This is a genomic window from Phormidium sp. FACHB-592, assembly GCF_014695795.1.
GTDB lineage: Bacteria > Cyanobacteriota > Cyanobacteriia > Leptolyngbyales > Leptolyngbyaceae > Stenomitos.
Genome location: NZ_JACJOZ010000032.1, coordinates 13,478 through 36,953 on the forward strand (window position 1 = coordinate 13,478; position 23,476 = coordinate 36,953).

Here is a 23,476-nt window from a genome sequence, read left to right on the forward strand (position 1 = left end):
AAGCAGTGGTTGAAGAGGCAATTCATACCTGTATAAAGAACTACATTATAGAGAACCACATTTTGCCAGTATTTCCACCGTGCAGTGATCCGGCTTAAAGCACTGGGCATACTAAAGAAGTCTTCAACGCCTCAAGACGACTACTGAACCTAAAATGGAGCGGAACGATCGGATGACTAAACGGATGGTTGAGCGCGTTAAGCTGCTAGCTAGCAGGTTCAGCTTACGTCCTCAGACAGCGAACCCCTCACTGGAGACACCTTCAGCTCAACCCGTTTCGACTGCTCCCGCTATGCCAGCGAATGAAGCAGCCCGACTTAACGCACTACAGCAATACGATATTCTCGATACGTTACCTGAGAAGGCGTTCGATGATTTAACAGCGTTGGCAGCATACATTTGTGGTAGCCCGATTTCTTTGTTAAGTCTTACGGATGCCCATCGGCAGTGGTTTAAGTCAACAGTCGGGTTACCTGTCACAGAAGCACCCAGAGAGATTGCCTTCTGCGCTCATGCCATCCTTCAGCCCGAGAAGCTGATGATTGTACCGGATATGCTAGAGGACACTCGCTTTGCAACGAACCCTTTAGTTAAGTCCGATCCCAACATTCGCTTTTATGCGGGTACGCCTTTAGTGACCCCCGATGGTTATCCCTTAGGCACCCTCTGCGTGCTTGATCGAACACCCCGCGAGCTGACACCAGAGCAGCAGCAAGCGTTGCAAGCACTGGGTCGCCAGGCAATCGCTCAAATGGAGTTACGGCTGACCATCACTAAGTTAGAACGCCAACAGCAGCGCTACCAGCAAGCAGAAGCCAAACTGCGGGCATCTGATCAGCAGGTCGTGGACTTGCTGGAGGGTATAACAGATGGTTTTCTCGCGCTGGATCAGCAGGGGCGATGCACTTTTGTTAATCGCAGAGCAGGAGAGATCTTGCAGCAACAACCCGAAGCACTGCTGGGCAACCCGATTGGGGAAACTTTAACGACAGTGTTGGGGCCAGCCTTTGGGGAGGAGTATCATCAAGCACTCAAGCAGCAAAGCAGCATCAGCTTTGAAAAGTTTTCGGAACCGCTGGCAGTGTGGCTGGAGGTGCGAACCTTTCCCGTCTATGGTGGTCTCTCGGTTTTTATTCATGACATTACCCAGCGCAAAACGATTGAAGATGCCCTCCACTATCAGCAAGAGCAAACTCAACGCCTGCTGTTGAATGTTCTACCGCAACCAATACTGGCGCGACTGAAGCTAGAGAATGGCATCATTGCTGACAGTTTTGCTGCCGCAACAGTTCTATTTGCCGACTTAGTTGGCTTTACCGCCCTGGCAAGCCAAATATCAGCTCCGGAGTTGGTGTCGTTGTTAAACCGCATCTTCTCAACCTTCGATCAATTGACCGAGAAGTACGGTTTAGAAAAAATTAAAACCATTGGCGATGCTTATTTAATTGTGGGAGGTGTGCCCAGTCCCCGCCCTGATCATGCTGAAGCGATCGCGAACATCGCGCTCGAGATGCAGCAAGCGATTAAGCAATTCCGCACACCGCAGGGAGAACCACTCCGTTTATGCATCGGCATCAACACGGGACCTGTGGTTGCAGGAGTCATAGGCACCAAAAAGTTTTCCTATGACCTCTGGGGCGATACAGTCAATGTGGCAAGCCGGATGCAGTCGCATACGCCAGCAGACAGTATTCAAGTCACCGAAGCGATCTATCAACAGCTCCAAGGTCAGTATCGCTTTGAGGAGCGTGGGCTGATTGCGGTGAAAGGGAAGGGTACGATGAAAACCTATCTACTACTCGGCAAAAAGCCAGAAGCTGAACAAGGCAACGGCAGTGAGGCTCAGTAGGCAGCCGCCCTCATCACATCATCACAAGTGCACAAGCTGTAAAGCAGCTTGTGCACTTGACTACCATTAGTCAGGCAGACCAATGACAAACAATTAGTCACTGTACAACAACATATGGACACAACTGGACTCGAACCAGTGACCCCCACGATGTCAACGTGGTGCTCTAACCAACTGAGCTATGCGTCCAGGTACGGTAAATGAGTATAGCATGAGCAATGCCTGGAGACAAAGCCTTTGACACATCGATCGTGTGGAAGCATCTACTCCATAAAAGATGAGTAAGAAAAAGGGACTCTCGTTTGCTTGAAGCTAGAAGCTGCAGCATGAATGAAGCAGTCGGTGATCGCGCTAGTAGAGTCGAGCGTTAGAATCCAGAAGGATTATCGTGATTCGCTGCCTTAAGCCTTGCTCAAACGTTTTTGTTTTCGAGGGTCTTCACTGATGAGCGTTTGTATTCACTTTCTGCCTGACGATGTAACCATTGATGCCGAGCCGGGTGAACCCTTGCTGAAAGTAGCAGCTCGTGCTGGAGTCTTTATTCCTACAGGCTGTTTAATGGGTTCTTGCCACGCTTGTGAGGTAGAGCTTGATGATGGAGAATCAGTCTGTAGCTGCATCAGTTCCGTACCGCTTGAGCGATCGCGTCTCACAGTGAACCTTTATGCCGATCCGACATGGTAAAAGATAGCATTAGCAGGGTTAGCTGCTAGCAGAGAATTAATCGCTAGCAGCTGATATGGCAATGTCAGTTGACTCAAACTTGTAACCAACGCCTCGTACAGTATGAATCAGTGTTGGTTGGCTCGTATCTGCTTCGAGATGGCTACGAATTTGCCCAATGTGTACATCCACCACACGCGGATCACCAACAAATTCATGTCCCCAAACTTCACGAATTAGCTGAATGCGTGTCCACACACGACCAGGGTTACTTGCCAAAAAGTGAAGCAAATTAAATTCTAAGGCTGTTAAGCGCACGAATTCATTGTTGAGCTTTACTTCACGTCTGAGTGGGTCGATCGTCAAGTTGCCAAAGAGCAACGGCTTCTCCTGTAACGATGTCCGATCCCGCACTCGTCGCAGTACTACCTCCACCCGCACCGCTAGTTCTTCCAAATCAAACGGCTTGGTCATATAGTCGTCTGCGCCCCCAGACAGCAGCTTGAGCTTGGCAGCCTGATCCGTCGAGCTGGTAAGCATCAGCACACAAACATTGGTAGCGGCTTGCATATCACGGCAGAGTTGATAGCCATTACCATCTGGCAGGTTGATATCTAGAATGACTAAATCAGGGTCAAACGCCTTGAAGCTCGCGATCGCGCCCTTGCTATCACCAACCGATTCCACTTGATAGCCCTGCTTACTACTGAGAAAGCGCTGAATCAACGTGCGGATCGCTTGGTCATCCTCAACTATTAAAATCTTCTTAGCAGCCGTTATCGCCACATTAGTCATAACCCTACCTGTAATCCTTTACGATGTGCTGACTTCTGGCTTCCCTTCTCCGGGTGCCTCAAACTTGTAGCCAACACCTCGTACAGTCTGAATTAAAGCTGGCTGGCTAGTATCAATCTCAATTTTTTTCCGAATCTGACCAATGTGCACATCAACAACCCGTTGGTCGCCCACATACTCATAATCCCAGACTTCTTGAATTAGCTCTGCTCGCCGCCACACCCGACCGGGATGGCTTGCAAGGAAATGAAGCAAATCAAATTCCAGCGCCGTTAGCGGAATCACATCGTCGTTAAACTTTACTTCACGCCGCACTGGATCGATCAACAGCTTGTCAAACAGGAGGCACTGCTGTTCCGCTGACGTAACAGGACGTTGGCGCTTCAGGATTGCCCCCACCCGCACACCTAGTTCTCCCAGGCTAAACGGCTTGGTAATATAATCATCAGCACCTTGCGAGAAGCCCTTAATTTTATCCGCCTCATCTGTACGACTTGTTAGCATGAGGATGAAGACATTAGTGCGGCTTTGCATCTCCTGGCAGAGGTTGTAACCATTGGCATCGGGCAAGTTCACATCCAAAATCACAAGATCCGGATGAAATTGCTCAAAGGATGCCAGCGCTGTTTTGCCATCCTCGGCTGATTCCATCTGATAGTTTTGCTTAGTTAAGAAGCGATGAATGAGGTTCCGGATTGCAGGATCGTCATCAACTACGAGAATCTTGGCTGGAGCCATAGCCATAACCTTGCGTTTGGAGGAGAAATGAAACTGGATCGGAAAAGCAGCCGTGACGTATCTCAAAACGATCGCGACACAACGCTAACAAACAATTATGCTAAATCAAGCGTGTAGCCACAATTCTAGACAATAGTTAGTAAACTGCTTGATGGTTAAGGATGCCCCTGGATGCGGTTTTCGATAAAGCTGTTATGTAGCTTTCTCCCTATAGCTATTATTTTTTCTATAGTTGCTATTACAGAGCATACATCGTCTGATCAGTACTTTTACCAGCAATAGTATGGCTCAACCTTGCTGGTATGTCTTGGGCAATCGGCATTTTGCTGAAAAACAGGGAAAACAGTCGGACGATCGACATCCAGGCTAAACAGCACCAAGGTTTTACGATCGATTCTTAAAAGGCTTGTGAACAGGTATCAGACTGAGTTAGCTTGGAACAGAGGTGGAGACGCAGACAATGAGTAGCCAAAATTCGTACGAACAGCTTGGGGTGACAGAGGCTTCTAGCTTTGAGGAAATTCAAGATGCTCGTAATCGGTTGTTTGCTCAACATCAGGGCGATCGCAAGCAGCTAGAAAGCATCGAAGCTGCCTATGATGCCGTTTTAATGGATCGGTTGCGCTTACGGCAGGAAGGCAAGATTAAGGTGCCTGACCGCATTCGCTTTCCCGAAAAAGTGGTGCCACCACCATCAACCCCACCATCCGCACCTGCAAGCCAGGGTTCCGCATGGCTTCAGCGATTAATTGATACGCCCAGCCGAACTGACGTGCTGATACCCGCTGGGGTGTTGACAGCACTCAGCGCCTGGGTTGTCCTAACGCCGACTGCCAATGTAGTGCAGTTAGCATTAATTTTAGGGATGGGTGCCACCTTTTATTTTCTCTATCGCAAAGAGCGTAAGCTGGGCAGAACGGTCTTACTGGGCTTAACGGGGCTATTCGTTGGCTTTTTGGTGGGAGGCGCGCTCAACGCACTCTTGCCAACGCAAATTGCTAGCCTTCTTGGTAGCTTTCGTCTGACGTTGAATGCGTTTGTGAGCGTAGTCACGTTTTTTGTCCTTTGGCTGGTCAGCAGTTTTCTACGCTAGGGCTAACGCTTTAAACTGCCTCGTTTCATCTGTTCGCGCTCGATCGCCTCAAACAAAGCACGAAAATTACCTTCACCAAACCCTTGTGCCCGCTGAGAGCGATCGTCAGTGCTATCAGCTAACCGAATCGCCTGTCGTTGAATCAACTCAAAGAAGAACGTTGGTTCATCAAAAATGGGTTGCGTAAAGGTCTGAAGCAACACTGCTGACTCTGCTTTGTCCTGCCAATCGGCTAAAATTTGCTGCTCCTCAAGCTGATGGACGATCGTGGGCGTCAGTGTCAAGCCAGGTCGCTGTCGTAACTGAGCATAGTAGGTTGCAGGCACATGAAGCAGCGGCAAGCCCTTCTGTCTCAGGTGAGCGATCGTTCCCAGCAGATCAGTGGTTTCCAACGCAATATGCTGTACGCCAGAGCCGCGATTCAGATCTAGAAATTCTTGAATCTGTGAGTTGGAGGAGGCTGGTTCGTTAATTGGCAACTGAACCCCGCCTGACGGATGGCGCAGGACGCGACTACAAAGGGCAGAATAAGCAGTTTGAATTTCAAAGCCCTGCTGGGGTTGAAAGCCTAAAACCCGCTCATACCAGGCAACTGCCTGTTCCAAATCGCCCCTTGCCACATTGAGCACAACATGATCCATGCTGGAAAAGAAACCGTAGTGTGCATCGGCTGTTTCAGCAAGCGCACACACCTCGTCTCTTGCAAACGGCTGAGGCAGGAGCACATCATGACGCATCACAGCCTGAGGCAGGAGTGACGTTCTACCAACACGCTCTACAAAGGTATGGGTCAAGTCACCCCAGCCAGCCAGCGTTGCCCATCGCAAGCTGCCATGTGTCTGCACCTCAGTTTGCAGTGGTTGGAGCAGTTTTGCTCCCTGCTGCAGGGCATGGTTGAGCGTTGTCTCGATCGATGGCACGCAAAATGCCAGTTCAGAGACACCGGGTGGATGGTGTTGTAAGAATGTAGCAACCGCACTAGCTTCATTACGAGCCGTACAAAAGACGAAGTAAATGCTACCAGCATTAACAATCTCGATCGCCTGATCGTCACTCATACCGCTGCCTACAGAGCGAAAGCCTAAGTTTTGTATGAACCAGTCACGAGTCGCGATCGCATTTTTGACACTAAAGCAGACGTAGTCAATCTTCATAAAGCTTGGCATTCAGGCAAGTACGCTTCCGAGTGTCAATTCTCTCTGGTTATCAGCCTTTTCAGGTCTTTCTTTAGTTGCAATGCCACTCGCACCCTGAGCAGTAAGGTTTACGTTTCCTTGCGTCCTCTTTGCATTTCTTCATGTCTTTCCGTATCATACTGCCAGTGCTAAAGTCTGCATCTATCTCACCATGACTGCGGTTTACGCAGTGCTAATAGACTGTATTAACATCAGAGCTAACGTGAGTTTTAAAGGATTGTAGGAAAGAGCCATGAAGGAGTTCGATACCGCTCAGGTGGAGCAACTCAAAACTATTGGTGACTATCTCCAGCGAGAGCGTCAGGAACAAGCTATTTCTTTAGATGAGATCGCAGTCAAAACCTACATTCCATTGCGCCTTCTGCAAGCCCTGGAGCTGGGAAACGTTGAGCGGCTACCAGAACCAGTTTTTGTGCAGGGATTTATTCGCCGTTATGCAGACGCGATTGGGCTAGATGGTACGGCATTAGCAAAAAACTTTACACCGCAGCCATCATTTGTAGTCGAACGGAAAGCACCAGAGCCAGAACGTCTCGATAGCATTGAAAAACCTAGAGTGGAATCGCTCCCTGAGCCCCATGAGGGGCGCGATCGAGCAGAACGTTCAAACCTTCCCTTCGTGTTGCTAGGCACAGGGGCTGTACTCTTACTGGGGGTTGGTCTAGCCGCTGTATTAAGTCGCCCTCAAGCTGAAACAAGACTTCAAAATTCGCAGCCGGTGGCAGTCGAGCCTAAGTCTGTAAGCGCTGTACCGCAGCCTGATGTAAAAGTGTCGTCCGCTCCTGCACTGTCTTCTCAGGGGTCTGCCAATCCATCGCCTACCCCAATCACGTCAGCCAGCCAGACGTTAGCAGCCCCTAATCTTGCAGCAGATGGAACGACTAAACCAGTGCAAGTGGCAGTTAAGCTTATTGGCGAAGAATCGTGGCTTCAGGTGATCGCAGACGGCAAAGTAGAGTTTGAAGGCATTCTTAAGAAAGGGGAACAAAAAAACTGGCAAGCCAAAAAGACGTTAGTGCTGCAATCAGGTAATGCTGGGGCAGTGTTGGTTTCCTATAATCAGGGTGAGCCAAAAGTTATGGGAGCGCTTGGTGATGTGAAAGATGCGGAGTTTCCTCCGAAGGTTCCAGCAAAATCAGCCTCAACCAATTAAATTGTCTGCGGTTGAACGGCTGGCAACGAATGCTGGTTAAGCTCAAGTTGGGAAAAACGACTGAAAGCGATGAGTCAAACCAGATGCAATCGAACATATCCGCAAAAGCGGCTCTGCTATCGTATGAGCAGCAGAGCCTTCTACCTTCAATGCACGTTGTTCTTTAAACCTTCTCAAGCACCTTCTCTTTGAAGACCTTACCAGCGCTGAACGCCGGTACTCTGGTTGCCGGAATCTGAATTGGCTTGCCAGTCGAAGGGTTACGACCTTCCCGTGCTTGTCGATCGCGGGCTTCAAAAGTGCCAAAGCCAACCAGCGTCACTTTATCACCAGCTGCCACTGCATCAAGGATTACTTCTAGAATGGCTGTTAGTACAGAGTCAGCATCTTTCTTGGTGACATCAGCTTTTGCCGCAATTTGATCAATGAGTTCACCCTTATTCATGTCCTAAAAGCCTCACAATGTTTGCTGTGATTATACTTGAGGCTTTTGAAAGCGCAAGAGTTTAATTACTCAGTCAAGATTAGACGATCGTGCTGACCATTCTCGTTACCCCATTTGTTTCATCTTTATGCAAGCCGATGCTGCCCTCATCGCCTCTTACGAAATCGTCAGCCAACCAGAAGTGCGTGCTGATCTGCCAGAATCGCACTTGCCTTAGCCAGGGTGCCGCTAAGGTATTGACTGCCTTTCAAACGCATCCAGTACCCGACTACACAGCCAAACAAACGGGTTGCCTGGGACAATGCGGTAATGGACCAATGGTGCTGGTCTTACCTGATAACGTTTGGTATTGTCGGGTGCAGCCAGAAGAGGTGCCTGCGGTTGTAGAGCGTCACTTGCGAGGTGGTCAACCAATCAGGGCAATGCTGTCACCGCATTTCCATGAAAATTCACCTAAAGACCCAAAGACCTAAAGACCTAGACGGGTGGTGTAGGGTGAATAGAATGCCACAGAATTATTATGGCTTGCTAGCTACGGACGATCCTCCAACCGAGCGTGCGTTACAAACGGTACGTCTACGAGATCGCCTTCTGCCTCACCAACCTGTACGTGTAAGCCAGCGCCGCCTGCTTTTGTACGGATATAGGCAAGTCCAACGATGCCCTGTTCTGTTTTAGCCAGGCTGGTGAGTGTCCCAACTTTTTCGCCTTCAGCCGTGATGATAGTACCTGTTGCAATAGTGCCTGCATCAGCATTGCTTAGACGAATGCCCCAAAGCTGCTGCTTTACGCCTTTATAGGTATCCAGACGGGCGATCGTCTCTTGCCCAATGTAGCAGCCCTTATTGAAAGAAATGGTTTGCCACAGCCCTGCTTCTAGAGGGTTATAGTCGTCTGTCAGTTCATGGTCGGGGGCAGGTCTTCCCTGCTCAATACGCAGACGCTCCCAGGCACGATCGCCAAGCGGTAGGGCACTGGCATCTGTTAAATGCTGCCACACCGTTGCCGCGCTCGCACGATCAGCCGTTAAAGTGTATCCTTCCAGCGCTAAACCACTGCCAAGGGCAATCCGTACAGTCTGTCCCGACAAGGTCGCAAGCCAGTGACTACCGTAAGGCTGCTTGGAGCGATCGTCCACCCCTAAGCGTTGTAAAAGGGCGGTGCTTTCTGAACCAATCAGGCTAAACGTAACCGTTTGTTCTGTCAGATCGTTCAGCGTGACCTTATCTCCAAAGAAAATGTAGCGATCTAACCATTTGAGCAACGCTTCGCGGCGATTGGGAGAAAGCAGCACTAAAACTGTTTCGTCCAGAATGTAGACAGTTGCCAGATCAATCGTGCGAGCGGTAGACGTCACAAAAACGGTGTCGCAGCCCTCTCCTGGTTTTAGACGTTTAAAGTCGTTTGTACTCTGGTTGTGCAAAAAGCTGAGGCGATCGCTACCCCCAAGCTGAATACGTCCCCAATGGGAGCGATCGCACATTGCTACACCTGATCGAGCTGCTTGTACGGCTGCTGTGTCGTTACCAAAACTCAACGGCACCGTACTTTCCTTCGTACTGCCATCTTCAAAAACAGCACCCTGCTGTATCTGAATTGCCCGCATCTCAGTCATAAGCCAACTCAATAATGTTCGTGTTTAGCAGCAACAGGTACTCTTCGCTCACTGCCAGCCATACTCATGCCACTACTGCAAGGCGGTGCTACACAGCTTGATTATGTAGTTAGGCACTTTTGCGAAGATGCTCAAGAAACTCGGGGTAGTGCTCTAACTCTTCTACCGATTGCAACGGTGGCATTTCTACCCAGGTAGCCTCCGCGTATAGCTTATCGACATAAGCATAGAATGCTTTTTGATCATCTCGGTGAGCCAGCACATAAGCATGAAGTTCTTTGCAGCTCATTGCCTGGAAATTAGGTTCACTCATCCTACGTACCTCCACTTGCCGTTAGGATAGATCTCAAGAATATTCTCTTCGCCCGCAAGAAAAAAGATATTACCGGTTCGTTCATCAATACGAACGACATTGACAGGTAAATACAGCTTACTGAACCAAACGCAGAGATTGAAACACTGCGTTTTCTGCTCTGGCGTGGGAATATTTGACACTCTGCGCCTTACGCTTACCACTACGACTCTAACATTGCTCGTAAAAACCCGGACAATTGCCTTCAATCGCCCGGGCTGCAAAATTTCAGTTGTAGGGTACGTTAAACGATGCTGTAACGTACCAGAAGAAGAGATTTCGATGGGTTGTTACTTCACGATGCCAAGCAATTCAGATGTTGCCGACGGCTTGAACTGTGGCGTTGCAGACACCTGTGTCAAAATCTCTAGCGGCTGATGCGCTACTGTCGATACTGCCGATCGCACATGGCTGGCAATCTCAACCGTCTTCACGTCATACATCTGAGTAAGTACCTTGGGGTAAAGCCCAATCCCAATCACAGGCAACAGCAAGCAGACTGTAATAAAGACTTCACGGGGCTTGGCATCCCGCAACGCTTCACCCTTATAGTCTTCGCTTTCCGTGCCGTAGAACATCTCCCGTAGCATTGAGAGCAGGTAAATAGGCGTAATAATCAGCCCGACTGCCGAGAGCAATACAACAACTGTCTTGAATGTATCAGTGTAAGAATCGCTAGTAGCAAAGCCCAGGAAGACACCGAGTTCGCCGACAAACCCACTCATGCCAGGGAGCGCCAACGATGCCATTGAGCCAATCGTAAAGAGAGCAAAGACAGTTGGCATTGATTTTGCCAAGCCACCCATCTTGTCCAAAGCTAGTGTATGGGTGCGATCGTAGGTAACACCAGAGAGATAAAACAGTGCAGCGGCAATCAACCCATGTGACACCATTTGCAACACTGCACCACTAAGACCAATCTCTGTGTAGGAGGCGATGCCCAACAGTACAAAGCCCATGTGAGATATCGAGGAATACGCCATCCGACGCTTCAAGTTTTGCTGTGCGAATGAGATGATCGCGCCATAAACAATATTGACAACACCCAAAACCGCTAGCAGTGGAGCGAAGTAAAGGTGAGCATTCGGCAGCATTTCCATATTCATGCGAATCAGCGCGTAGCCACCCATCTTTAAGAGTACGCCAGCCAGAATCATTGAAACAGGCGCTGAAGCTTCGCCATGAGCATCGGGCAACCACGTATGAAGCGGGAAGATAGGCAGCTTTACCCCGTAAGCAATGAGTAAAGCGGCGTAAACACACAGTTCAAAGGTGAGCGAATAGTCTTTTAGACCCAACTCGCGCATATCAAAGGTGACATTGCCACCGTAAAACGCCATTGCTAGGGCAGCCACCAGAATAAAGATAGAGCCGACTGCCGTATAAATAATGAACTTAGTCGCTGCATAGAGGCGCTTTGGACCGCCCCAAATCGAAATCAAAATATAGACAGGCACTAGCTCTAGCTCCCACATCAGGAAGAAGAGCAGAATATCTTGGGCGCAAAACACCCCAATCTGAGCGCTAAACATTGCCAACATCAGAAAGTAAAACAAGCGTGGCTTTTCTGTTACTTTCCAGGAGGCAAGGATTGCCAGCGTTGTTACGAGAGCGGATAGCAACACCAGCGGCATTGAGATGCCATCAACGGCTAAAGACCAATGCAAGCCAATTTGCGGAATCCAGTTGATCGTTTCAACCAGTTGAAAATCAGGGTTCTGAAAATCGTAGTTTTGCCAGAATGCGTAGACAATCAGTGCAAAATCAATCAAAGCAACGGAAAGGGCATACCATCGGATTGTCTTACCGTACTTGTCTGGCAGCACTGGGATAAAGAGAGAGGCAGCAAGAGGCAGCAGGGTAGCGATCGTGAGCCAAGGGAATTGAGTATCCATCTTGAGAACTTACTCGATGTTGCGGGAATTAAAGAGCCTTAGAGTTGCTGAATAACGGCAGCGACCCAAACTTAATCCGCAGAGAAGCCCACTTATCCAAGTGGAGGACTGGATAGTACCAGACGCGCTTGCAGTTGATAATTGAGCAGTGAACGCCAGATGCGAAGCGATTCGCTTAAGGTCATGAAGCTGGAACCTTCGATAGCGCTCACCGGATGTCTCCGTGACAGACTAAGCAGACGTGTTAAACAGACAATTGATAAGAATTTGTACCTATTGGTCATGTTACCCCACTTTATTAAGTTAATTAAACTTTGTCAGCTGTTATGTGACGCTTTTTGGAGAAATCTTTCTGCTCCATGGTACGCTTGCCTTCTACAAAAGCGACGTGACGCTCTTATCTAGGGCGTTGTAGCACTACAGCTCTTTGTTGGGCGATCGTTTTTGATTGTGCCAATTGTTGCGATTTCGTTACAAAACTTTGAGCAGTTTCTCTATTCCGGGTGTCTTGTGTCGTTACGGAAGATACAATTTAGCGAACTGACGCTTGAGCGATTTGACTATGCCAAAGTTCCCAGATGTAGCAACCTGGCAGCAAGCAGAGCAACTGATGCAGCCGTCGTTTATCCGACTGATTGACAACCTTCGCAAGCGGCTTGAACAGTCTTCATGGAAAGGGACATATGAAGATGTGCCGCTTTGGGCTGAAGATGTAAGTGATGACGTAAAGCTTCAAGTCACGCAGCTTCAGGCAAAGCTTCAGAGCGCCTCAGCCAAGGATGTAATTGCAATCGAAGCCGCTTTAGCACAACTGCCTTCAGCTCATACGGGTTATCATCTACACCTTGAAAAAGCTGATCAGCGGGTCACTGTTGACCTCTGGAATCTTTGCTACCAAATCTGCTTTAAAGACTACGACGCTGCAAGCGGAATAACTCACGCTCTAGGGGAAACTAGCAGCAGTCAAACAGTCAGCATTGATACTGACCTCTTTGAGGAAACGGGGGCGGTAGACTGGAACCGCCTCGATCGCAAAACCCAACAAATTGTTGAACAGGTCTTTGGTACTTTGCCAGAGACCCATCAAACCATCAGTCAACCGTAGGCAAACGCAGAATTTTAGCTATTTGCTCATTATTACTATTCTTCGCCACCCTGAAGCTTCAGCAGTAAAAAGCCAGCGCTAAGACCGACCAGCACTAAGACAGGGAGCAGTAAAGTAGTACTTAAGATCTCACTCATTAGTCTCGCTCTTCCTTTGTAATGACATTTTCTAGGCAACGATCGCAAGTAACACAAGAAATAATGGTTAATCCCTAGGGGTCGTCGCTACATTGCTCATAAGGGCATTCTAAACCAGATTGGCACATCACTTTAGCGATGATTACAGGCAGGCTTAAAGGCTACATATTTGAAATACCAAATGGTTAACCCTCATCCTCTAGCTCTGTCTCCTAGATTTGAAGCACTTGCAGCAAGCTAGAGGATTCAGTGGGCAATAGTTCAGCCTAAGAGCCTGGAGTTGCTTCGCCTTTAGCCTCAGTTGAATCGGCAGGGCTGGCAGTCTTGGCAGCAAGTTTCGCTTGCTCACGCTCTTCTCGCTTTTTACGGTCTGCTTTCAGCACATCTTCCAACACAATCTGCGCCTGTGCCATTTTCTCAAGGTTGCTGCGATACAGTTCCAGGTCTTTTTGCAGCTTATCTTCCGAAACGTTTAAGGCAGCGCACACACGCTTGAGCGCCGCGACACGTTGAGTCTCATCTTTAACTAAAGCGGCATCGGCAATTTCCAGCAGGGTAAACAGCCCGATCGCAAAGAGCCGACTGTACTTAAATGTCGGATTGTGTGCGATCGCACGTACCTGCTCCTGCAAATCATCAAACTCTGCAATTTGGTGTTTTTGCTCTAGCCATGCCAAGATTTCTTCGGCGGACGATCGACTTGCCAGTGCTTCTAACCGCGCTGCGTCATGCCTATAGCGTTGAGGGTCGTCTTCTAACGCTTTACAAAGACTATCAAAAATAGAGGCTATGTCCTGTTCAGGACGATATGCCTGCATAAACCGATGAAACGCGGTAAAAATGCCCAGTGCATAGAAAGGATCGTAGTGGAAGTCTACGTTGACCGTCAGCAAATGCATCTCGACCATTAGTTCTTCTACCACACGACGGTAGATTGAATTAATCGGACGAGTATGAGTGTTGTAGAAGGCTCTCTTAGTGTCTGAGACGGTGCGGACGTTATTCACAGCAAGTTGAAATAGAGCAGAACTATTTCTATTCTCGCGCTTGGCGAGGCGTTTGCCAAGCTTTGTAGAAAACAGGCAGGCTGCAAGCGACCCAATCGTTAGCCGAAAACGCACTCCACAAGCCGCTTAATGCCGCTTCTTTAACTCTTCATTTTTCAACAACTCTTTTTCATGTTGATCGACTCACTTTTGTGCCTGATTTGATCGCGACACTGCCCTTAAAACATATGGCTCAGGGTTTTCGGCAACCCAACCTAATGCGGAGCGCGATCGGACTTCAAAGTGCAAATGTGGTTCTGTTGTGCTGGGGTTTCCGGTTCTACCAACAGTGGCGATCGTTTGCCCCCGCTTCACAACCTGCCCTACTTTGACCTTGAGGGTAGCGAGTTGGGCGTAGCGGGTTTGCAGTGCCTCTGCATGGTTGATGACAACTAGAGTGCCATAAGCACTCTGGCTACCCGCAAAAGCAACCGTACCATCTGCGACTGCCAGCACTGGCGAGCCAACGGTAGCAGCTAGGTCAATGCCGCTATGAAAGCCAACCTTGCCAGTAAGAGGCTGAATACCCCAACCGTAGTTCAGCAAGAGCGCCGATCGCGACGGTTTTGTTGCCAGAGGGTAATTGTTCAGAATACTTCCGGGCGGGCTGCTGGTAGGTTTGGCAGCGGCAGTCGCCACAGGCGACCAGTTGACTCCTGGTACAAAAACTGCACGTGGCGATGCCTGACAGCCATTAACCTCAAACAAGACATCCGGTCGTACATTGTAAGTTTTTGCGACATCGCGCCAAGTCTGATTTGGCTTCAGCTCGACACGGATGCCGTTATAGGGTGGTACCAAAATTTGAGCACCAAGCGGAGCCTTGCCACTACGAAGCGCAGGGTTAAACCCCATCAGTGTCGATGGAATCAGATTATATTGCTGTGCAATACTGTCTAATGTTTCACCCGCAGCAACTTTGTGACGCACCAGCCGTGAGAGGACAGGCGGCGCGCAAGTAGGCGCAGATACCTCTGGTGAAGCAGTCTGTGCAAGAAGGCGCAATCGCGCATCTGCTGCTCCTGCCAATGTAATGCCACTACAGACGAAAAGTATTGCTAACCAGCGAGAGCATTTCATACTGCCAGGTTCCCAACGTTTACGTGCAAAAGGACGTGCAAAAGTGCCTGCTGCTCTTCTACTGTATCGCGTCACTTTTATGGCTTTTCTGGTAGCGCGATCGCAATCCGGATGGCGGTACCAGAAGGAGAAGGGCGGGGACGACGAGAGGCTTGAAGAGAGAACATGGTTACAATAAGCCCATATTAATTGCCTGCGCTGATTGCTCATGCTTTGAGCATTCGCGCTAAGTACTGCCGTTGTTAGCTGATAAAACTATGAATCTCTCGCTGAAGCAGTTAGCAACCTACGTTTCGCTCTTGGCGATCGGGAGCGGTGTAGGGGTTTTAGGGAGCCAATATTTCTTGCCTCATAAGCAAGTTGAACTTAGTCCGGCGGATGTACCAGCCGTGTTGCAGCCAAGCCCCAAGCAAGCTAGTCAAACAGCCGCTTTAGCCCCGTATGAACCGAACAACAAGTCAAGCAGCGCTAATTTCATTGCCACAGCAGTGGAACGAGTGGGTCCAGCTGTCGTCCGTATTGATGCGTCTCGTAAAGTGGTCAACAATCTTCCTGAAGCGCTTCAAAACCCCTTTTTCAAGCGCTTCTTTGGCGATGATGTGCCAGTGCCTAGAGAGCGCGTTGAGCGTGGCACTGGTTCAGGCTTCATTTTGAGTGGTGATGGTCGCCTGCTGACAAATGCCCATGTGGTAGCTGGGGCAGACACCGTTGAGGTAACGCTGAAAGACGGTCGCACCTTCGAGGGTCGTGTTATTGGCTCAGATGCCGTGACGGATGTGGCAGTAGTCAAGATCAATACAACTGGACTGCCAACCGTGCGGATTGGACGCTCTGACAACTTGACTCCTGGCGAGTGGGCGATCGCAATTGGCAATCCGCTAGGGCTGGATAATACTGTCACCGCAGGCATTATCAGTGCAACAGGGCGTTCCAGTTCTCAAGTAGGGGTGCCAGATAAGCGTGTTAGCTTCATTCAAACCGATGCTGCCATCAATCCTGGTAATTCGGGTGGACCACTGCTTAATGATCGGGGCGAAGTGATCGGTGTCAATACAGCAATTCGTGCCGATGCTCAGGGGCTGGGCTTTGCCATTCCGATCGAAACAGCACAACGAGTGGCTGACCAGCTGTTTGCCAAAGGTAAAGTGGAGCATCCGTACCTGGGGATTCAAATGGTGGATCTCACGCCTGCTTTACGCAAAGAAATCAACCAGGATGGTGAGACCAAACTGAAGGTTAAACAGGATCAAGGTGTCCTCATTGTGCGTGTTTTTGACAATTCTCCAGCCGCACAAGCAGGCATACGCCAGGGCGACATTATCCAGAAGGTGAATGGAAAGCCGGTCAAAACAGCCGCAGCCGTTCAGGAACAAGTCGAGTCCAGCGCGATCGGCAAGGCTTTGCCAGTTGAAATTAGTCGCGATGGACAAACCCGCACGCTTCAACTTAAACCGGCGATCTTCCCAGCTAAATCTTAAAGCGCTGTCTAATTTCTCCTGATCTCTAAAGAGCAGTACAGAAGAGCAGTATAGAGGTACGCCAATCGGCTTGTCTTGAAACCAAAGCAACCTTTTTGCTTAGAATCTTCTTGCTCAAAAACGGTTTCTTTGACTGTTTATCACTTGTTCAAAACCACACGTGATCGCACTGCTACTTTCAATACAATTCCAACATCAGACTTGAAGTAGCCTTACATTAGCTTCTAGATACAAAGCATAACTAAAAGTCTATCGTTCCAATTACTGCTGTTTAAATCAGCGCTAAAGTGGCTTCCAACCAAGGAGCTTCCTAACATTGTGAAGTTGTTATGAAGGCAACGGCTGGTACGCTCCGCTACAAGGTTACATAGTATCAAAGAGTCTAGGTTCTTTCTTCAGATGGATATTTACAAAACGAAAGCAGCATAGAATTTCATTAGAATTAACCAACTAATGGCACCGCTTTAGGGCACTACTAGCGCTTGGGGTTAATGATAGTTAGTTCACTCAATTTGGCAAAGGTAAACTCATTTGAAAACTTTGCTAATGCCTTCCTAGAGTGAATTTGAGTTACAACTTTTACTACCTATAGTGGACTGGTGTTTATGAGCTTTGCAATTCGAGTGATCAAACCATCAAGCTTTTTGAGCGTTGCTGCAACCAATCTGTTTCTTACAGAAATCAAAAAAGCTATTGCATCAAATGCAGCGATCGTTTTAGTCGATTTTGAACGCATTCCATCAATGAGCAGCGCTAATTTTCTTACAGTTGTAAAGGCGCTGAAGTTAGTGCGATCATCGGGTTGCAAGTTATTTCTTTGTTCTCTGAGTCAGCAAATCAGAATGTTGTTTGAGCTAACTGGCTTAGACCAGGTCGTTACCATACTTGCTGATGCTGACGAATTTGCTGCCTACGTTCAGATGCAAAGGGCTACTGTTGAAGTGCCCAGGCAGCCTAAAGTCGAAATTGAAGCAACACAGATTGATGCCTTAAAGCTAGCAAGTTGAACAACTTTGCTGCGGAGGGTCAAAAGGCGTCTGCTTGGAATAGCCTCTCTAATGTTCAGGGGTAAGAGCGCTTACCTTATTTAAGAGGCTTCCATGTTGGTACAGGAGCTGCAGCAGCGCCTTTTGACTCTAGGAACGCGGCAACCCGTAACGCCAGTCCTTCGTTGTAAGGAGCAGCAATAATTTGAACGCCGATCGGCAAACCGCCTGGACACTGAACTGGTACAGCAACGATCGGTACGCCAATGAAAGAGAGCGGCTGGGCATAAAGCCCTATATTCGGTCGTAGAGGCATTTCTTCTCCATCGAGCACCAGTGTTGCTTGACCAATTAATGGTGCAGAGCATGGAGTGGCAGGCGCAAGAATGATGTCGACCGTATTGAAGAGCGCACGGACTTGATCGCGATACCAACTGCGAAACCGCTGTGCCTGCAAATACCAGCTTGCTGGAATGAGCGCACCAGCAAGAAAGCGATCGCGGGTAGCAGGATCAAAATCCTGGGGACGCTGGCGCAAGTCGTTTAGATGTAAGTTGCTGCCCTCAGAACCAGTGATGATGAAGGCAGCGGCACGGGCGCGATGGGCTTCGGGGATTGTGATCTGTCGTGTTGCACCAAGCACAGTAGCGATGGCTTCTACAGCAGCCAGCACATGGGGTTCTGCCCCTTTAGTGAAGTAGCCATCCGCAATTGCAATCCTCAGTCCATCAATACCTTTAGTGAGTTCAGGTAATGTTGCAACGGGAGGGCGATTGGTGCAGGCTGGGTCATCCGCATCCGTGCCCTGAAGCAGGTCGAACGTAAGGGCTAGATCGCGGGTCGATCGAGCGAAGGGACCCAAATGATCCAGACTGTGGACAAACGGATACGTCCCTGCACGAGAGAGCCGCCCATAAGTTGGCTTTAGCCCAAAAATGCCACATAGCGAGGCAGGTACGCGAATCGAACCATTTGTATCCGACCCAAGGCTAAGGGGCACCAATCCGGCTGCAACGGAAGCCACTGAGCCACCAGAGGAGCCGCCCGTCATACGCTGCAAGTCGTGGGGATTGCGGCTGGCACCATAGTGGCTGTTTTCGGTGACAAAGCCATACGCATACTCGTCCATGTTCTGTGCGCCAACCAAAATTGCGCCTGCTTGCTTCAAACGTGTCACCAGGGTGGCATCCCGTGTTGCAGGCGGGCGTTCAGCGTTGATCTTGGAGCCAGCCAGAGTCGTTAACCCTGCAATATCAAATAAATCTTTGACCCCAAAGGGCACACCTGCCAATGGTCCGGGGTCTTTGCCCTGAGTGATCGCCTGATCCACCACCTCCGCATCCGCCAATGCCTGCTCCGCAAGGATGCTGGTAAAACAATTGAGGCTAGGGTTCTGGTTAACAATGCGTGCTAGGGCTGCTGTTACAACTGACCTTGCCGAAACTTCCTGGCTCCGCACGCTGGCGGCAATGCTGGTAGCATCTGGATAGTCTTGGCTCATGGTTCAAAAATGGGAGCAATTTCAATCTCCTCTGGCAAGGGAAACTCAGTAATGAGCTGCGCGATCGCCGTGATGCGAACAAAATTTTCGATCACGCCAGGTTGATGGTCTGGCTGGAGCGATAATCCTACCAACGCTGCCATTTGGTCGACGAGCATGGCTGGGTCAGGTGATGGCTCAGTCATACTGCCTCCGCAGCGATCGCCTGTTTTTGACCAGCTAGATCAGCAATATAAGCACGCCAGCCGCCCCATGCAGTGATTTCCCGCTTACCTTCACAGAGAATTGGCTCACCAATAACGCCCAATACTTCTTCGCCGTCTGCCAGTCGCACTTTACCGATGCAGAGTCCGGGCGGCTCTAACAGCAACAAAACGGCGACCTTGCTGGCAGGCACAGCCCAAACTTCGACCGCGATCGCTACGCCACCGGTGCTAACTCGCAGCATGGCAGGATGGCGATCGTCAATTGACCATAAACGGTAGGAGGACTCTGTAAACGCTTCTCGCACAAACTCAGCTTCTACAAGAGCCATATTGGCGCTTAGTTCAAGCCCTCGCATGAGCGTACCGTTTACGGCAAGATCAACTGTTGTTTTCATTCGAGTCGGGTTCATACGTGCATCAGCCGCCGTAACTAATGTCCCCCGATTGAACCATATTTGCTGTATCAATAACACCAGCACGTAGAATTTTGGCAAGCTCCTAAGTTCCTGGTTCTCCCTATGCTGCTTTTTAAGCTATGTAGGGGATGGGTCTAGCGATGAGGGTAAATTAGCTGCACATCGCGTAGGGTCGATGCAACTCTAATACTCCACCTAAGACTTCTTCGTCCGTGATACGTGAACTAAATTCAGCCGGTTGACAGCTCAAGCTGTTTCAGATGATGCACTAATGCGTGCAAACCCAAGCGATAACTGTCAGCACCAAAGCCACTAATCTGACCGATCGCTACAGGGGCAATATATGAGTGATGACGGAATGGTTCGCGACGATAGATGTTGCTAAGATGCACTTCAACTGTAGGGAGTGCCACTGCTGCGATCGCGTCTCGCAGAGCGATGCTGGTATGCGTGTACGCGCCCGCGTTGATTAAAATACCCTGGTATTGCTCAAGCGCATCATGAATGGCATCAACCAAAATACCCTCATGATTAGACTGAAGCGATGAAACCGTTACTTGAAGCACTGCCGCAGCTTCTTCGAGCTGTCGATCAATCGCTTCCAACGTCAACGAACCGTAAATACCTGGCTCTCGTTGACCCAATAAATTTAAGTTTGGTCCATGAAGCACCAAAATACTAAACAATCGAAGCCTCTTTCCTCACAAAGCTGATTGTTTCTTAAAAATACATTTGCGCGGTTATCTCAAGTCATACGTTTCCAAGCAGGCATCGCAGCCAGCCTAGACATGAAAGACCCTACCACGCAGTAGTGACAGCGCTGATAATTAGCGACGTGGGGAATCTTTTACGGGAATCGGAATCAGCTCACCTTCTGGCTGCCCTTCGGGACCCAAGATCGCCTCTACGAGCCTACGCGCCCATTCCTTCACCTTCTCAAGCACCTTATCAAGGTAATCCATCGAACAGATCGCTCCTTTTCTATAGCTTCGCCGTCATTCACGCCTTGCAGTTACATGATCGCAGTACGGCTGTAGCCTGGTCACTTATTTCAAATTGTACCCAATTTATCAGTTAGTTAACAGTCCGGAAAGAAACTGTGTAGAGCCTGTAAATTATGAGTGCATCTTCTAAGTCTTAATCAAACGTTGTAAATAAGCAAGTCGATCGCGCTATTGATCCAATTTTATTAATAATTCCCGTCGCAAACAATCAAGTGCAGTAGCAGTGCTCAGTAGACGAATCCAGTCTCGCCCACGCGACGCCCCAAACCGATACTCAAAGCTTTGCACCGCAGTGGGTCCAGCGAGACCAATGTAAACCAGGCCAACAGGTTTGCTATCAGTGCCGCCATCGGGTCCAGCAACACCCGTGATGCTAAGCCCCCAGCTAGTGCCCAGGCGCGATCGCACACCAGCCGCCATTTTTTTTGCCACCGTATCACTGACGGCACCATGCTCGTTTAGGTCGTGTTCACTCACATCCAGCAACTGCACTTTGATAGCGTTGTCGTAGGAAATGACACCACCCAAGAAATAGCTGGAGCTACCTGGAACTGACGTAATAATCGCGCCCAAACCGCCACCTGTGCAGGATTCGGCAACGGCAAGAGTCGTTTGGGTTGTCTTCAGCAGTGCACCCACAACCGACGCAAGCGAATCGTTGTCTGCACCATAGCAATCCAAGCCACCAAGTTCGCGCAACTGCTGCTCTACAGGTGCAATTAACTGTTGCGCCTCTGCCTCTGAACTAGCACGTGCAGAAATTCGCAGTTTCACCTCACCATGATTGGCATAGGGAGCAACAGTCGGATTTTGGCGGTCGAAGAAGGGATTCACCTTCTCTGCCAGTGCTGATTCAGAAACACCCCAAAACCGTAGCGTCCGGCTGTAGATTGTCGTTTGACCCCAACCCTGGCTTTGCAAATAGGGAACGGCAACATCGCGCCACATTCGCTGCATCTCTGCTGGCACCCCAGGAAACGTGAGAATAGTCAGCCCAGGTCGCGGTTGCCAGATAATGCCGGGGGCACTGCCTGATTCGTTTGTCAGCACCAATGCACCTTCGGGCAGTAGCGCCTGCTTACGGTTGTTTTCAGTAAAGACGCGCCCTCGTTGAGCAAATTTATGAGTAATGTCTGCGAGAATTTCAGGATGCTCGATCAGGGGCACGTTGAAACAGGCTGCCAGTGTCTCATGAGTTAAGTCATCAGGCGTTGGGCCCAAACCGCCTGTAAAAATGAGAAGCTGGGAGCGATCGCCCGCCTGGTTAACCGCACTTTTAATACGTGCCGGATTATCTCCCACCACAGTCTGGTAGTAGTGAGCAATCCCTAACTGCGCCAGAGCCTGTGCCAAGAACTGGGCATTGCTGTTGAGAATGTCACCTAGCAGCAGTTCTGTGCCAACACAGATAATCTCCGCACTCTTGTCCGTGCTCTTGCTTTCCACACTCTCAGACATCACGTTAAAGCATAGGGGACGATTTGCGGTTTGGTCTCCCTATTGTCGAACCAAGGGGAGTTTTAAGCTTTGGAGTAAAAAGGTTGACCCTCAAGCCGAGCCTAAATTTAATGCCAGTTTCAATGTTCGGCTCCCTAAGCCTGCGACTGACGAGCTGTTTTCCACACCTGCCAGCCAATGAAACTTAAGAGCACGGTTGCCCCGATCGCATAACCCAGACCACTCGGCATCCCAGATATTGCCAATGCTAGCGTGCCCACCCAAAGCGTAAGTGAGTAAATAAAGAGCACCGTAAGCCGCTGAGACAAACCAGCCTGAAGCAAGCGATGGTGTAAATGACGCTTATCTGCAACAAAAGGCGACTTACCCCGCCTGAGTCGATCGAAAATGACGGCTGACATATCGAGAATGGGGACTGCCAGAATTAAATAAGGCAGAACAACGGCGACCGTCAACGCTACAGTCGTGACACCTTTAACCAGACCGATGATTCCAATGCCTGCTAGTGAGAAGCCCATGAAGTAAGCGCCACCATCACCCATAAAAATCTGGGCAGGGTTGAAATTGTAGCGGAGAAACCCTAGGGCACCACCCGCCAATGCAGCAGCAATCAACGCAGCGGCAGGTTGTTTCATAAAGACGCACACGATGAACATCACAACCGCAGCAATACCGCTTACACCCGCAGCCAGACCATCAAGTCCATCAATCCAATTGATGGCGTTTGCCATGCCCACCAGCCAGACGATCGTAATCGGCAGGCTCACCCAATCGGGCAAAGACACCAGACCGATCGCGGGAATAGTGAGAAAGTCAATCTGAACGCCGACTTTCCAGGCAAGCCCTGCCACGATCGCTTGTAAAATCAACCGGGTAACGGGAGACAAGTTAAACAGATCATCCGCCAGCCCAATCAAAAAGAAGGCTAAACCGCCGATCGTGACACCCCAGACCTCGTACTCTTTCTCCGGCGACAGAACGCCAAAGCCACCCGTCCACCATACAAGCAGTAGCCCTGCAAGGGTGCCAAGAAAAATGGAAACGCCACCAAGACGAACCATCGGACGTTTGTGAATTTTTCTACCGCCCGGTTTGTCAAAGTGTCCGCTCTTCAGGGCAATTTTCTTAACGATCGGGGTCGTCAGGATAACTACTAAAGAGGACGCCAGAAAAGCAACAAGGTTATAAAGAGGATCAGGCATCTGGAAGAGTAGGTCGAGGATAAGCGACAGGCAGAGTGTACTACACTTCAGATAATAGTTAGC

25 protein-coding genes and 1 tRNA gene are annotated in these 23,476 nt (G+C 49.5%); 8 read left to right on the plus strand and 18 right to left on the minus strand.

Features of this window, described 5'->3' with window-relative positions; translation table 11 throughout:
- Positions 1 to 172 precede the first annotated feature (172 nt).
- Positions 173 to 1,849, plus strand: coding sequence for an adenylate/guanylate cyclase domain-containing protein (locus H6F86_RS07310; protein WP_242033412.1), 1,677 nt, complete (start codon positions 173 to 175; stop codon positions 1,847 to 1,849).
- A 115-nt stretch (positions 1,850 to 1,964) separates the two neighbouring features.
- Here H6F86_RS07310 and H6F86_RS07315 read toward each other — a convergent pair.
- Positions 1,965 to 2,038 (minus strand) — tRNA-Val (locus H6F86_RS07315).
- Positions 2,039 to 2,293: 255 nt separating this feature from the next.
- On the opposite strand from H6F86_RS07315, the gene H6F86_RS07320 reads away from it, so the two are divergent.
- Positions 2,294 to 2,533 carry a 2Fe-2S iron-sulfur cluster-binding protein gene (locus H6F86_RS07320; RefSeq protein ID WP_190447600.1) on the plus strand — a complete coding sequence of 80 codons (240 nt, stop codon included), beginning with the start codon at positions 2,294 to 2,296 and terminating at the stop codon, positions 2,531 to 2,533.
- 36 nt (positions 2,534 to 2,569) lie between these two features.
- Here the strand turns inward: H6F86_RS07320 and H6F86_RS07325 are convergent, their stop codons facing one another.
- On the minus strand, positions 2,570 to 3,307 hold the full coding sequence (locus H6F86_RS07325) for a response regulator transcription factor (protein WP_190447602.1): 738 nt from the start codon (positions 3,305 to 3,307) through the stop codon (positions 2,570 to 2,572).
- Between the two features lie 18 nt (positions 3,308 to 3,325).
- Positions 3,326 to 4,045 carry a response regulator transcription factor gene (locus H6F86_RS07330; RefSeq protein ID WP_199305141.1) on the minus strand — a complete coding sequence of 240 codons (720 nt, stop codon included), beginning with the start codon at positions 4,043 to 4,045 and terminating at the stop codon, positions 3,326 to 3,328.
- A 460-nt stretch (positions 4,046 to 4,505) separates the two neighbouring features.
- On the opposite strand from H6F86_RS07330, the gene H6F86_RS07335 reads away from it, so the two are divergent.
- Positions 4,506 to 5,138 carry a CPP1-like family protein gene (locus H6F86_RS07335; RefSeq protein WP_190447607.1) on the plus strand — a complete coding sequence of 211 codons (633 nt, stop codon included), beginning with the start codon at positions 4,506 to 4,508 and terminating at the stop codon, positions 5,136 to 5,138.
- Between the two features lie 2 nt (positions 5,139 to 5,140).
- Here H6F86_RS07335 and hppD read toward each other — a convergent pair whose 3' ends face one another.
- Positions 5,141 to 6,292: a 4-hydroxyphenylpyruvate dioxygenase gene (gene hppD / locus H6F86_RS07340; RefSeq protein ID WP_190447609.1), complete on the minus strand. Its 1,152-nt coding sequence runs from the start codon at positions 6,290 to 6,292 to the stop codon at positions 5,141 to 5,143.
- 274 nt (positions 6,293 to 6,566) lie between these two features.
- Here hppD and H6F86_RS07345 point away from each other — a divergent pair, with 274 nt between their 5' ends.
- Positions 6,567 to 7,487, plus strand: a complete 921-nt coding sequence (locus tag H6F86_RS07345) for a RodZ domain-containing protein (protein ID WP_190447611.1) — start codon at positions 6,567 to 6,569, stop codon at positions 7,485 to 7,487.
- 163 nt (positions 7,488 to 7,650) lie between these two features.
- Here H6F86_RS07345 and H6F86_RS07350 read toward each other — a convergent pair whose 3' ends face one another.
- Complete coding sequence (locus H6F86_RS07350) at positions 7,651 to 7,932, minus strand: HU family DNA-binding protein (protein WP_190447613.1); 282 nt, start codon at positions 7,930 to 7,932, stop codon at positions 7,651 to 7,653.
- Between the two features lie 185 nt (positions 7,933 to 8,117).
- Here H6F86_RS07350 and H6F86_RS07355 point away from each other — a divergent pair, with 185 nt between their 5' ends.
- Positions 8,118 to 8,405, plus strand: coding sequence for a (2Fe-2S) ferredoxin domain-containing protein (locus H6F86_RS07355; protein WP_347240099.1), 288 nt, complete (start codon positions 8,118 to 8,120; stop codon positions 8,403 to 8,405).
- A gap of 59 nt (positions 8,406 to 8,464) precedes the next feature.
- On the opposite strand, the gene H6F86_RS07360 is transcribed toward H6F86_RS07355, so the two are convergent.
- From H6F86_RS07360 to H6F86_RS07370, 3 genes are all read right to left on the minus strand, one after another.
- Complete coding sequence (locus tag H6F86_RS07360) at positions 8,465 to 9,547, minus strand: folate-binding protein YgfZ (RefSeq protein ID WP_190447617.1); 1,083 nt, start codon at positions 9,545 to 9,547, stop codon at positions 8,465 to 8,467.
- Positions 9,548 to 9,656: 109 nt separating this feature from the next.
- Entirely contained in the window at positions 9,657 to 9,860 is a 204-nt protein-coding gene (locus H6F86_RS07365) for a hypothetical protein (protein WP_190447620.1), read from the minus strand.
- Between the two features lie 329 nt (positions 9,861 to 10,189).
- On the minus strand, positions 10,190 to 11,794 hold the full coding sequence (locus tag H6F86_RS07370) for an NAD(P)H-quinone oxidoreductase subunit 4 (RefSeq protein WP_190447621.1): 1,605 nt from the start codon (positions 11,792 to 11,794) through the stop codon (positions 10,190 to 10,192).
- A 562-nt stretch (positions 11,795 to 12,356) separates the two neighbouring features.
- Between H6F86_RS07370 and H6F86_RS07375 the strand changes: the two genes are divergently transcribed.
- A complete protein-coding gene (locus tag H6F86_RS07375) occupies positions 12,357 to 12,899 on the plus strand; it encodes a hypothetical protein (protein WP_190447623.1) in 543 nt (180 codons plus the stop codon).
- Positions 12,900 to 12,934: 35 nt separating this feature from the next.
- Here H6F86_RS07375 and H6F86_RS07380 read toward each other — a convergent pair whose 3' ends face one another.
- The 3 genes from H6F86_RS07380 to H6F86_RS07390 form a co-directional block, all read right to left on the minus strand.
- Complete coding sequence (locus H6F86_RS07380; protein WP_190447625.1) at positions 12,935 to 13,036, minus strand: PetM family cytochrome b6-f complex subunit 7; 102 nt, start codon at positions 13,034 to 13,036, stop codon at positions 12,935 to 12,937.
- A gap of 266 nt (positions 13,037 to 13,302) precedes the next feature.
- Complete coding sequence (gene psb29, locus H6F86_RS07385; RefSeq protein ID WP_190447627.1) at positions 13,303 to 14,043, minus strand: photosystem II biogenesis protein Psp29; 741 nt, start codon at positions 14,041 to 14,043, stop codon at positions 13,303 to 13,305.
- Positions 14,044 to 14,226: 183 nt separating this feature from the next.
- Positions 14,227 to 15,162 carry a M23 family metallopeptidase gene (locus H6F86_RS07390; protein WP_190447629.1) on the minus strand — a complete coding sequence of 312 codons (936 nt, stop codon included), beginning with the start codon at positions 15,160 to 15,162 and terminating at the stop codon, positions 14,227 to 14,229.
- A gap of 257 nt (positions 15,163 to 15,419) precedes the next feature.
- Between H6F86_RS07390 and H6F86_RS07395 the strand changes: the two genes are divergently transcribed.
- Together H6F86_RS07395 and H6F86_RS07400 are read left to right on the plus strand one after the other, a co-directional pair.
- Positions 15,420 to 16,640, plus strand: a complete 1,221-nt coding sequence (locus H6F86_RS07395; protein ID WP_190447632.1) for an HhoA/HhoB/HtrA family serine endopeptidase — start codon at positions 15,420 to 15,422, stop codon at positions 16,638 to 16,640.
- Between the two features lie 605 nt (positions 16,641 to 17,245).
- Positions 17,246 to 17,647, plus strand: coding sequence for an STAS domain-containing protein (locus H6F86_RS07400; RefSeq protein ID WP_190447634.1), 402 nt, complete (start codon positions 17,246 to 17,248; stop codon positions 17,645 to 17,647).
- Positions 17,648 to 17,723: 76 nt separating this feature from the next.
- Here the strand turns inward: H6F86_RS07400 and H6F86_RS07405 are convergent, their stop codons facing one another.
- The 7 genes from H6F86_RS07405 to H6F86_RS07430 form a co-directional block, all read right to left on the minus strand.
- On the minus strand, positions 17,724 to 19,127 hold the full coding sequence (locus H6F86_RS07405; protein WP_190447636.1) for an AtzE family amidohydrolase: 1,404 nt from the start codon (positions 19,125 to 19,127) through the stop codon (positions 17,724 to 17,726).
- Positions 19,124 to 19,312: a DUF4089 domain-containing protein gene (locus H6F86_RS07410; RefSeq protein WP_190447638.1), complete on the minus strand. Its 189-nt coding sequence runs from the start codon at positions 19,310 to 19,312 to the stop codon at positions 19,124 to 19,126. Before H6F86_RS07410 ends, H6F86_RS07405 begins: the two co-directional genes overlap by 4 nt.
- Positions 19,309 to 19,827: a glutamyl-tRNA amidotransferase gene (locus H6F86_RS07415; protein WP_242033413.1), complete on the minus strand. Its 519-nt coding sequence runs from the start codon at positions 19,825 to 19,827 to the stop codon at positions 19,309 to 19,311. Before H6F86_RS07415 ends, H6F86_RS07410 begins: the two co-directional genes overlap by 4 nt.
- A 152-nt stretch (positions 19,828 to 19,979) precedes the next feature.
- Positions 19,980 to 20,435 carry a type II 3-dehydroquinate dehydratase gene (gene aroQ, locus H6F86_RS07420; protein WP_190447640.1) on the minus strand — a complete coding sequence of 152 codons (456 nt, stop codon included), beginning with the start codon at positions 20,433 to 20,435 and terminating at the stop codon, positions 19,980 to 19,982.
- A 141-nt stretch (positions 20,436 to 20,576) separates the two neighbouring features.
- Entirely contained in the window at positions 20,577 to 20,711 is a 135-nt protein-coding gene (locus tag H6F86_RS32755; protein ID WP_277881262.1) for a hypothetical protein, read from the minus strand.
- Between the two features lie 210 nt (positions 20,712 to 20,921).
- Positions 20,922 to 22,211, minus strand: coding sequence for a competence/damage-inducible protein A (locus tag H6F86_RS07425; RefSeq protein ID WP_190447642.1), 1,290 nt, complete (start codon positions 22,209 to 22,211; stop codon positions 20,922 to 20,924).
- A gap of 134 nt (positions 22,212 to 22,345) precedes the next feature.
- Positions 22,346 to 23,413: an MraY family glycosyltransferase gene (locus H6F86_RS07430; RefSeq protein ID WP_190447644.1), complete on the minus strand. Its 1,068-nt coding sequence runs from the start codon at positions 23,411 to 23,413 to the stop codon at positions 22,346 to 22,348.
- Positions 23,414 to 23,476: the final 63 nt, after the last annotated feature.

Coding starts and splice junctions, on each gene's coding strand:
- H6F86_RS07400 (WP_190447634.1), top strand. CDS start 17,246: ATGAGCTTTGCAATTCGAGTGATCAAACCATCAAGCTTTTTGAGCGTT.
- H6F86_RS07350 (WP_190447613.1), bottom strand. CDS start 7,932: ATGAATAAGGGTGAACTCATTGATCAAATTGCGGCAAAAGCTGATGTC.
- H6F86_RS07370 (WP_190447621.1), bottom strand. CDS start 11,794: ATGGATACTCAATTCCCTTGGCTCACGATCGCTACCCTGCTGCCTCTT.
- H6F86_RS07325 (WP_190447602.1), bottom strand. CDS start 3,307: ATGACTAATGTGGCGATAACGGCTGCTAAGAAGATTTTAATAGTTGAG.
- H6F86_RS07375 (WP_190447623.1), top strand. CDS start 12,357: ATGCCAAAGTTCCCAGATGTAGCAACCTGGCAGCAAGCAGAGCAACTG.
- H6F86_RS07310 (WP_242033412.1), top strand. CDS start 173: ATGACTAAACGGATGGTTGAGCGCGTTAAGCTGCTAGCTAGCAGGTTC.
- H6F86_RS07380 (WP_190447625.1), bottom strand. CDS start 13,036: ATGAGTGAGATCTTAAGTACTACTTTACTGCTCCCTGTCTTAGTGCTG.
- H6F86_RS07410 (WP_190447638.1), bottom strand. CDS start 19,312: ATGACTGAGCCATCACCTGACCCAGCCATGCTCGTCGACCAAATGGCA.
- H6F86_RS07430 (WP_190447644.1), bottom strand. CDS start 23,413: ATGCCTGATCCTCTTTATAACCTTGTTGCTTTTCTGGCGTCCTCTTTA.
- H6F86_RS07330 (WP_199305141.1), bottom strand. CDS start 4,045: ATGGCTCCAGCCAAGATTCTCGTAGTTGATGACGATCCTGCAATCCGG.
- H6F86_RS07425 (WP_190447642.1), bottom strand. CDS start 22,211: ATGTCTGAGAGTGTGGAAAGCAAGAGCACGGACAAGAGTGCGGAGATT.
- hppD (WP_190447609.1), bottom strand. CDS start 6,292: ATGAAGATTGACTACGTCTGCTTTAGTGTCAAAAATGCGATCGCGACT.
- H6F86_RS07360 (WP_190447617.1), bottom strand. CDS start 9,547: ATGACTGAGATGCGGGCAATTCAGATACAGCAGGGTGCTGTTTTTGAA.
- H6F86_RS07405 (WP_190447636.1), bottom strand. CDS start 19,127: ATGAGCCAAGACTATCCAGATGCTACCAGCATTGCCGCCAGCGTGCGG.
- H6F86_RS32755 (WP_277881262.1), bottom strand. CDS start 20,711: ATGGATTACCTTGATAAGGTGCTTGAGAAGGTGAAGGAATGGGCGCGT.
- H6F86_RS07395 (WP_190447632.1), top strand. CDS start 15,420: ATGAATCTCTCGCTGAAGCAGTTAGCAACCTACGTTTCGCTCTTGGCG.
- H6F86_RS07365 (WP_190447620.1), bottom strand. CDS start 9,860: ATGAGTGAACCTAATTTCCAGGCAATGAGCTGCAAAGAACTTCATGCT.
- H6F86_RS07345 (WP_190447611.1), top strand. CDS start 6,567: ATGAAGGAGTTCGATACCGCTCAGGTGGAGCAACTCAAAACTATTGGT.
- H6F86_RS07335 (WP_190447607.1), top strand. CDS start 4,506: ATGAGTAGCCAAAATTCGTACGAACAGCTTGGGGTGACAGAGGCTTCT.
- H6F86_RS07390 (WP_190447629.1), bottom strand. CDS start 15,162: ATGAAATGCTCTCGCTGGTTAGCAATACTTTTCGTCTGTAGTGGCATT.
- H6F86_RS07320 (WP_190447600.1), top strand. CDS start 2,294: ATGAGCGTTTGTATTCACTTTCTGCCTGACGATGTAACCATTGATGCC.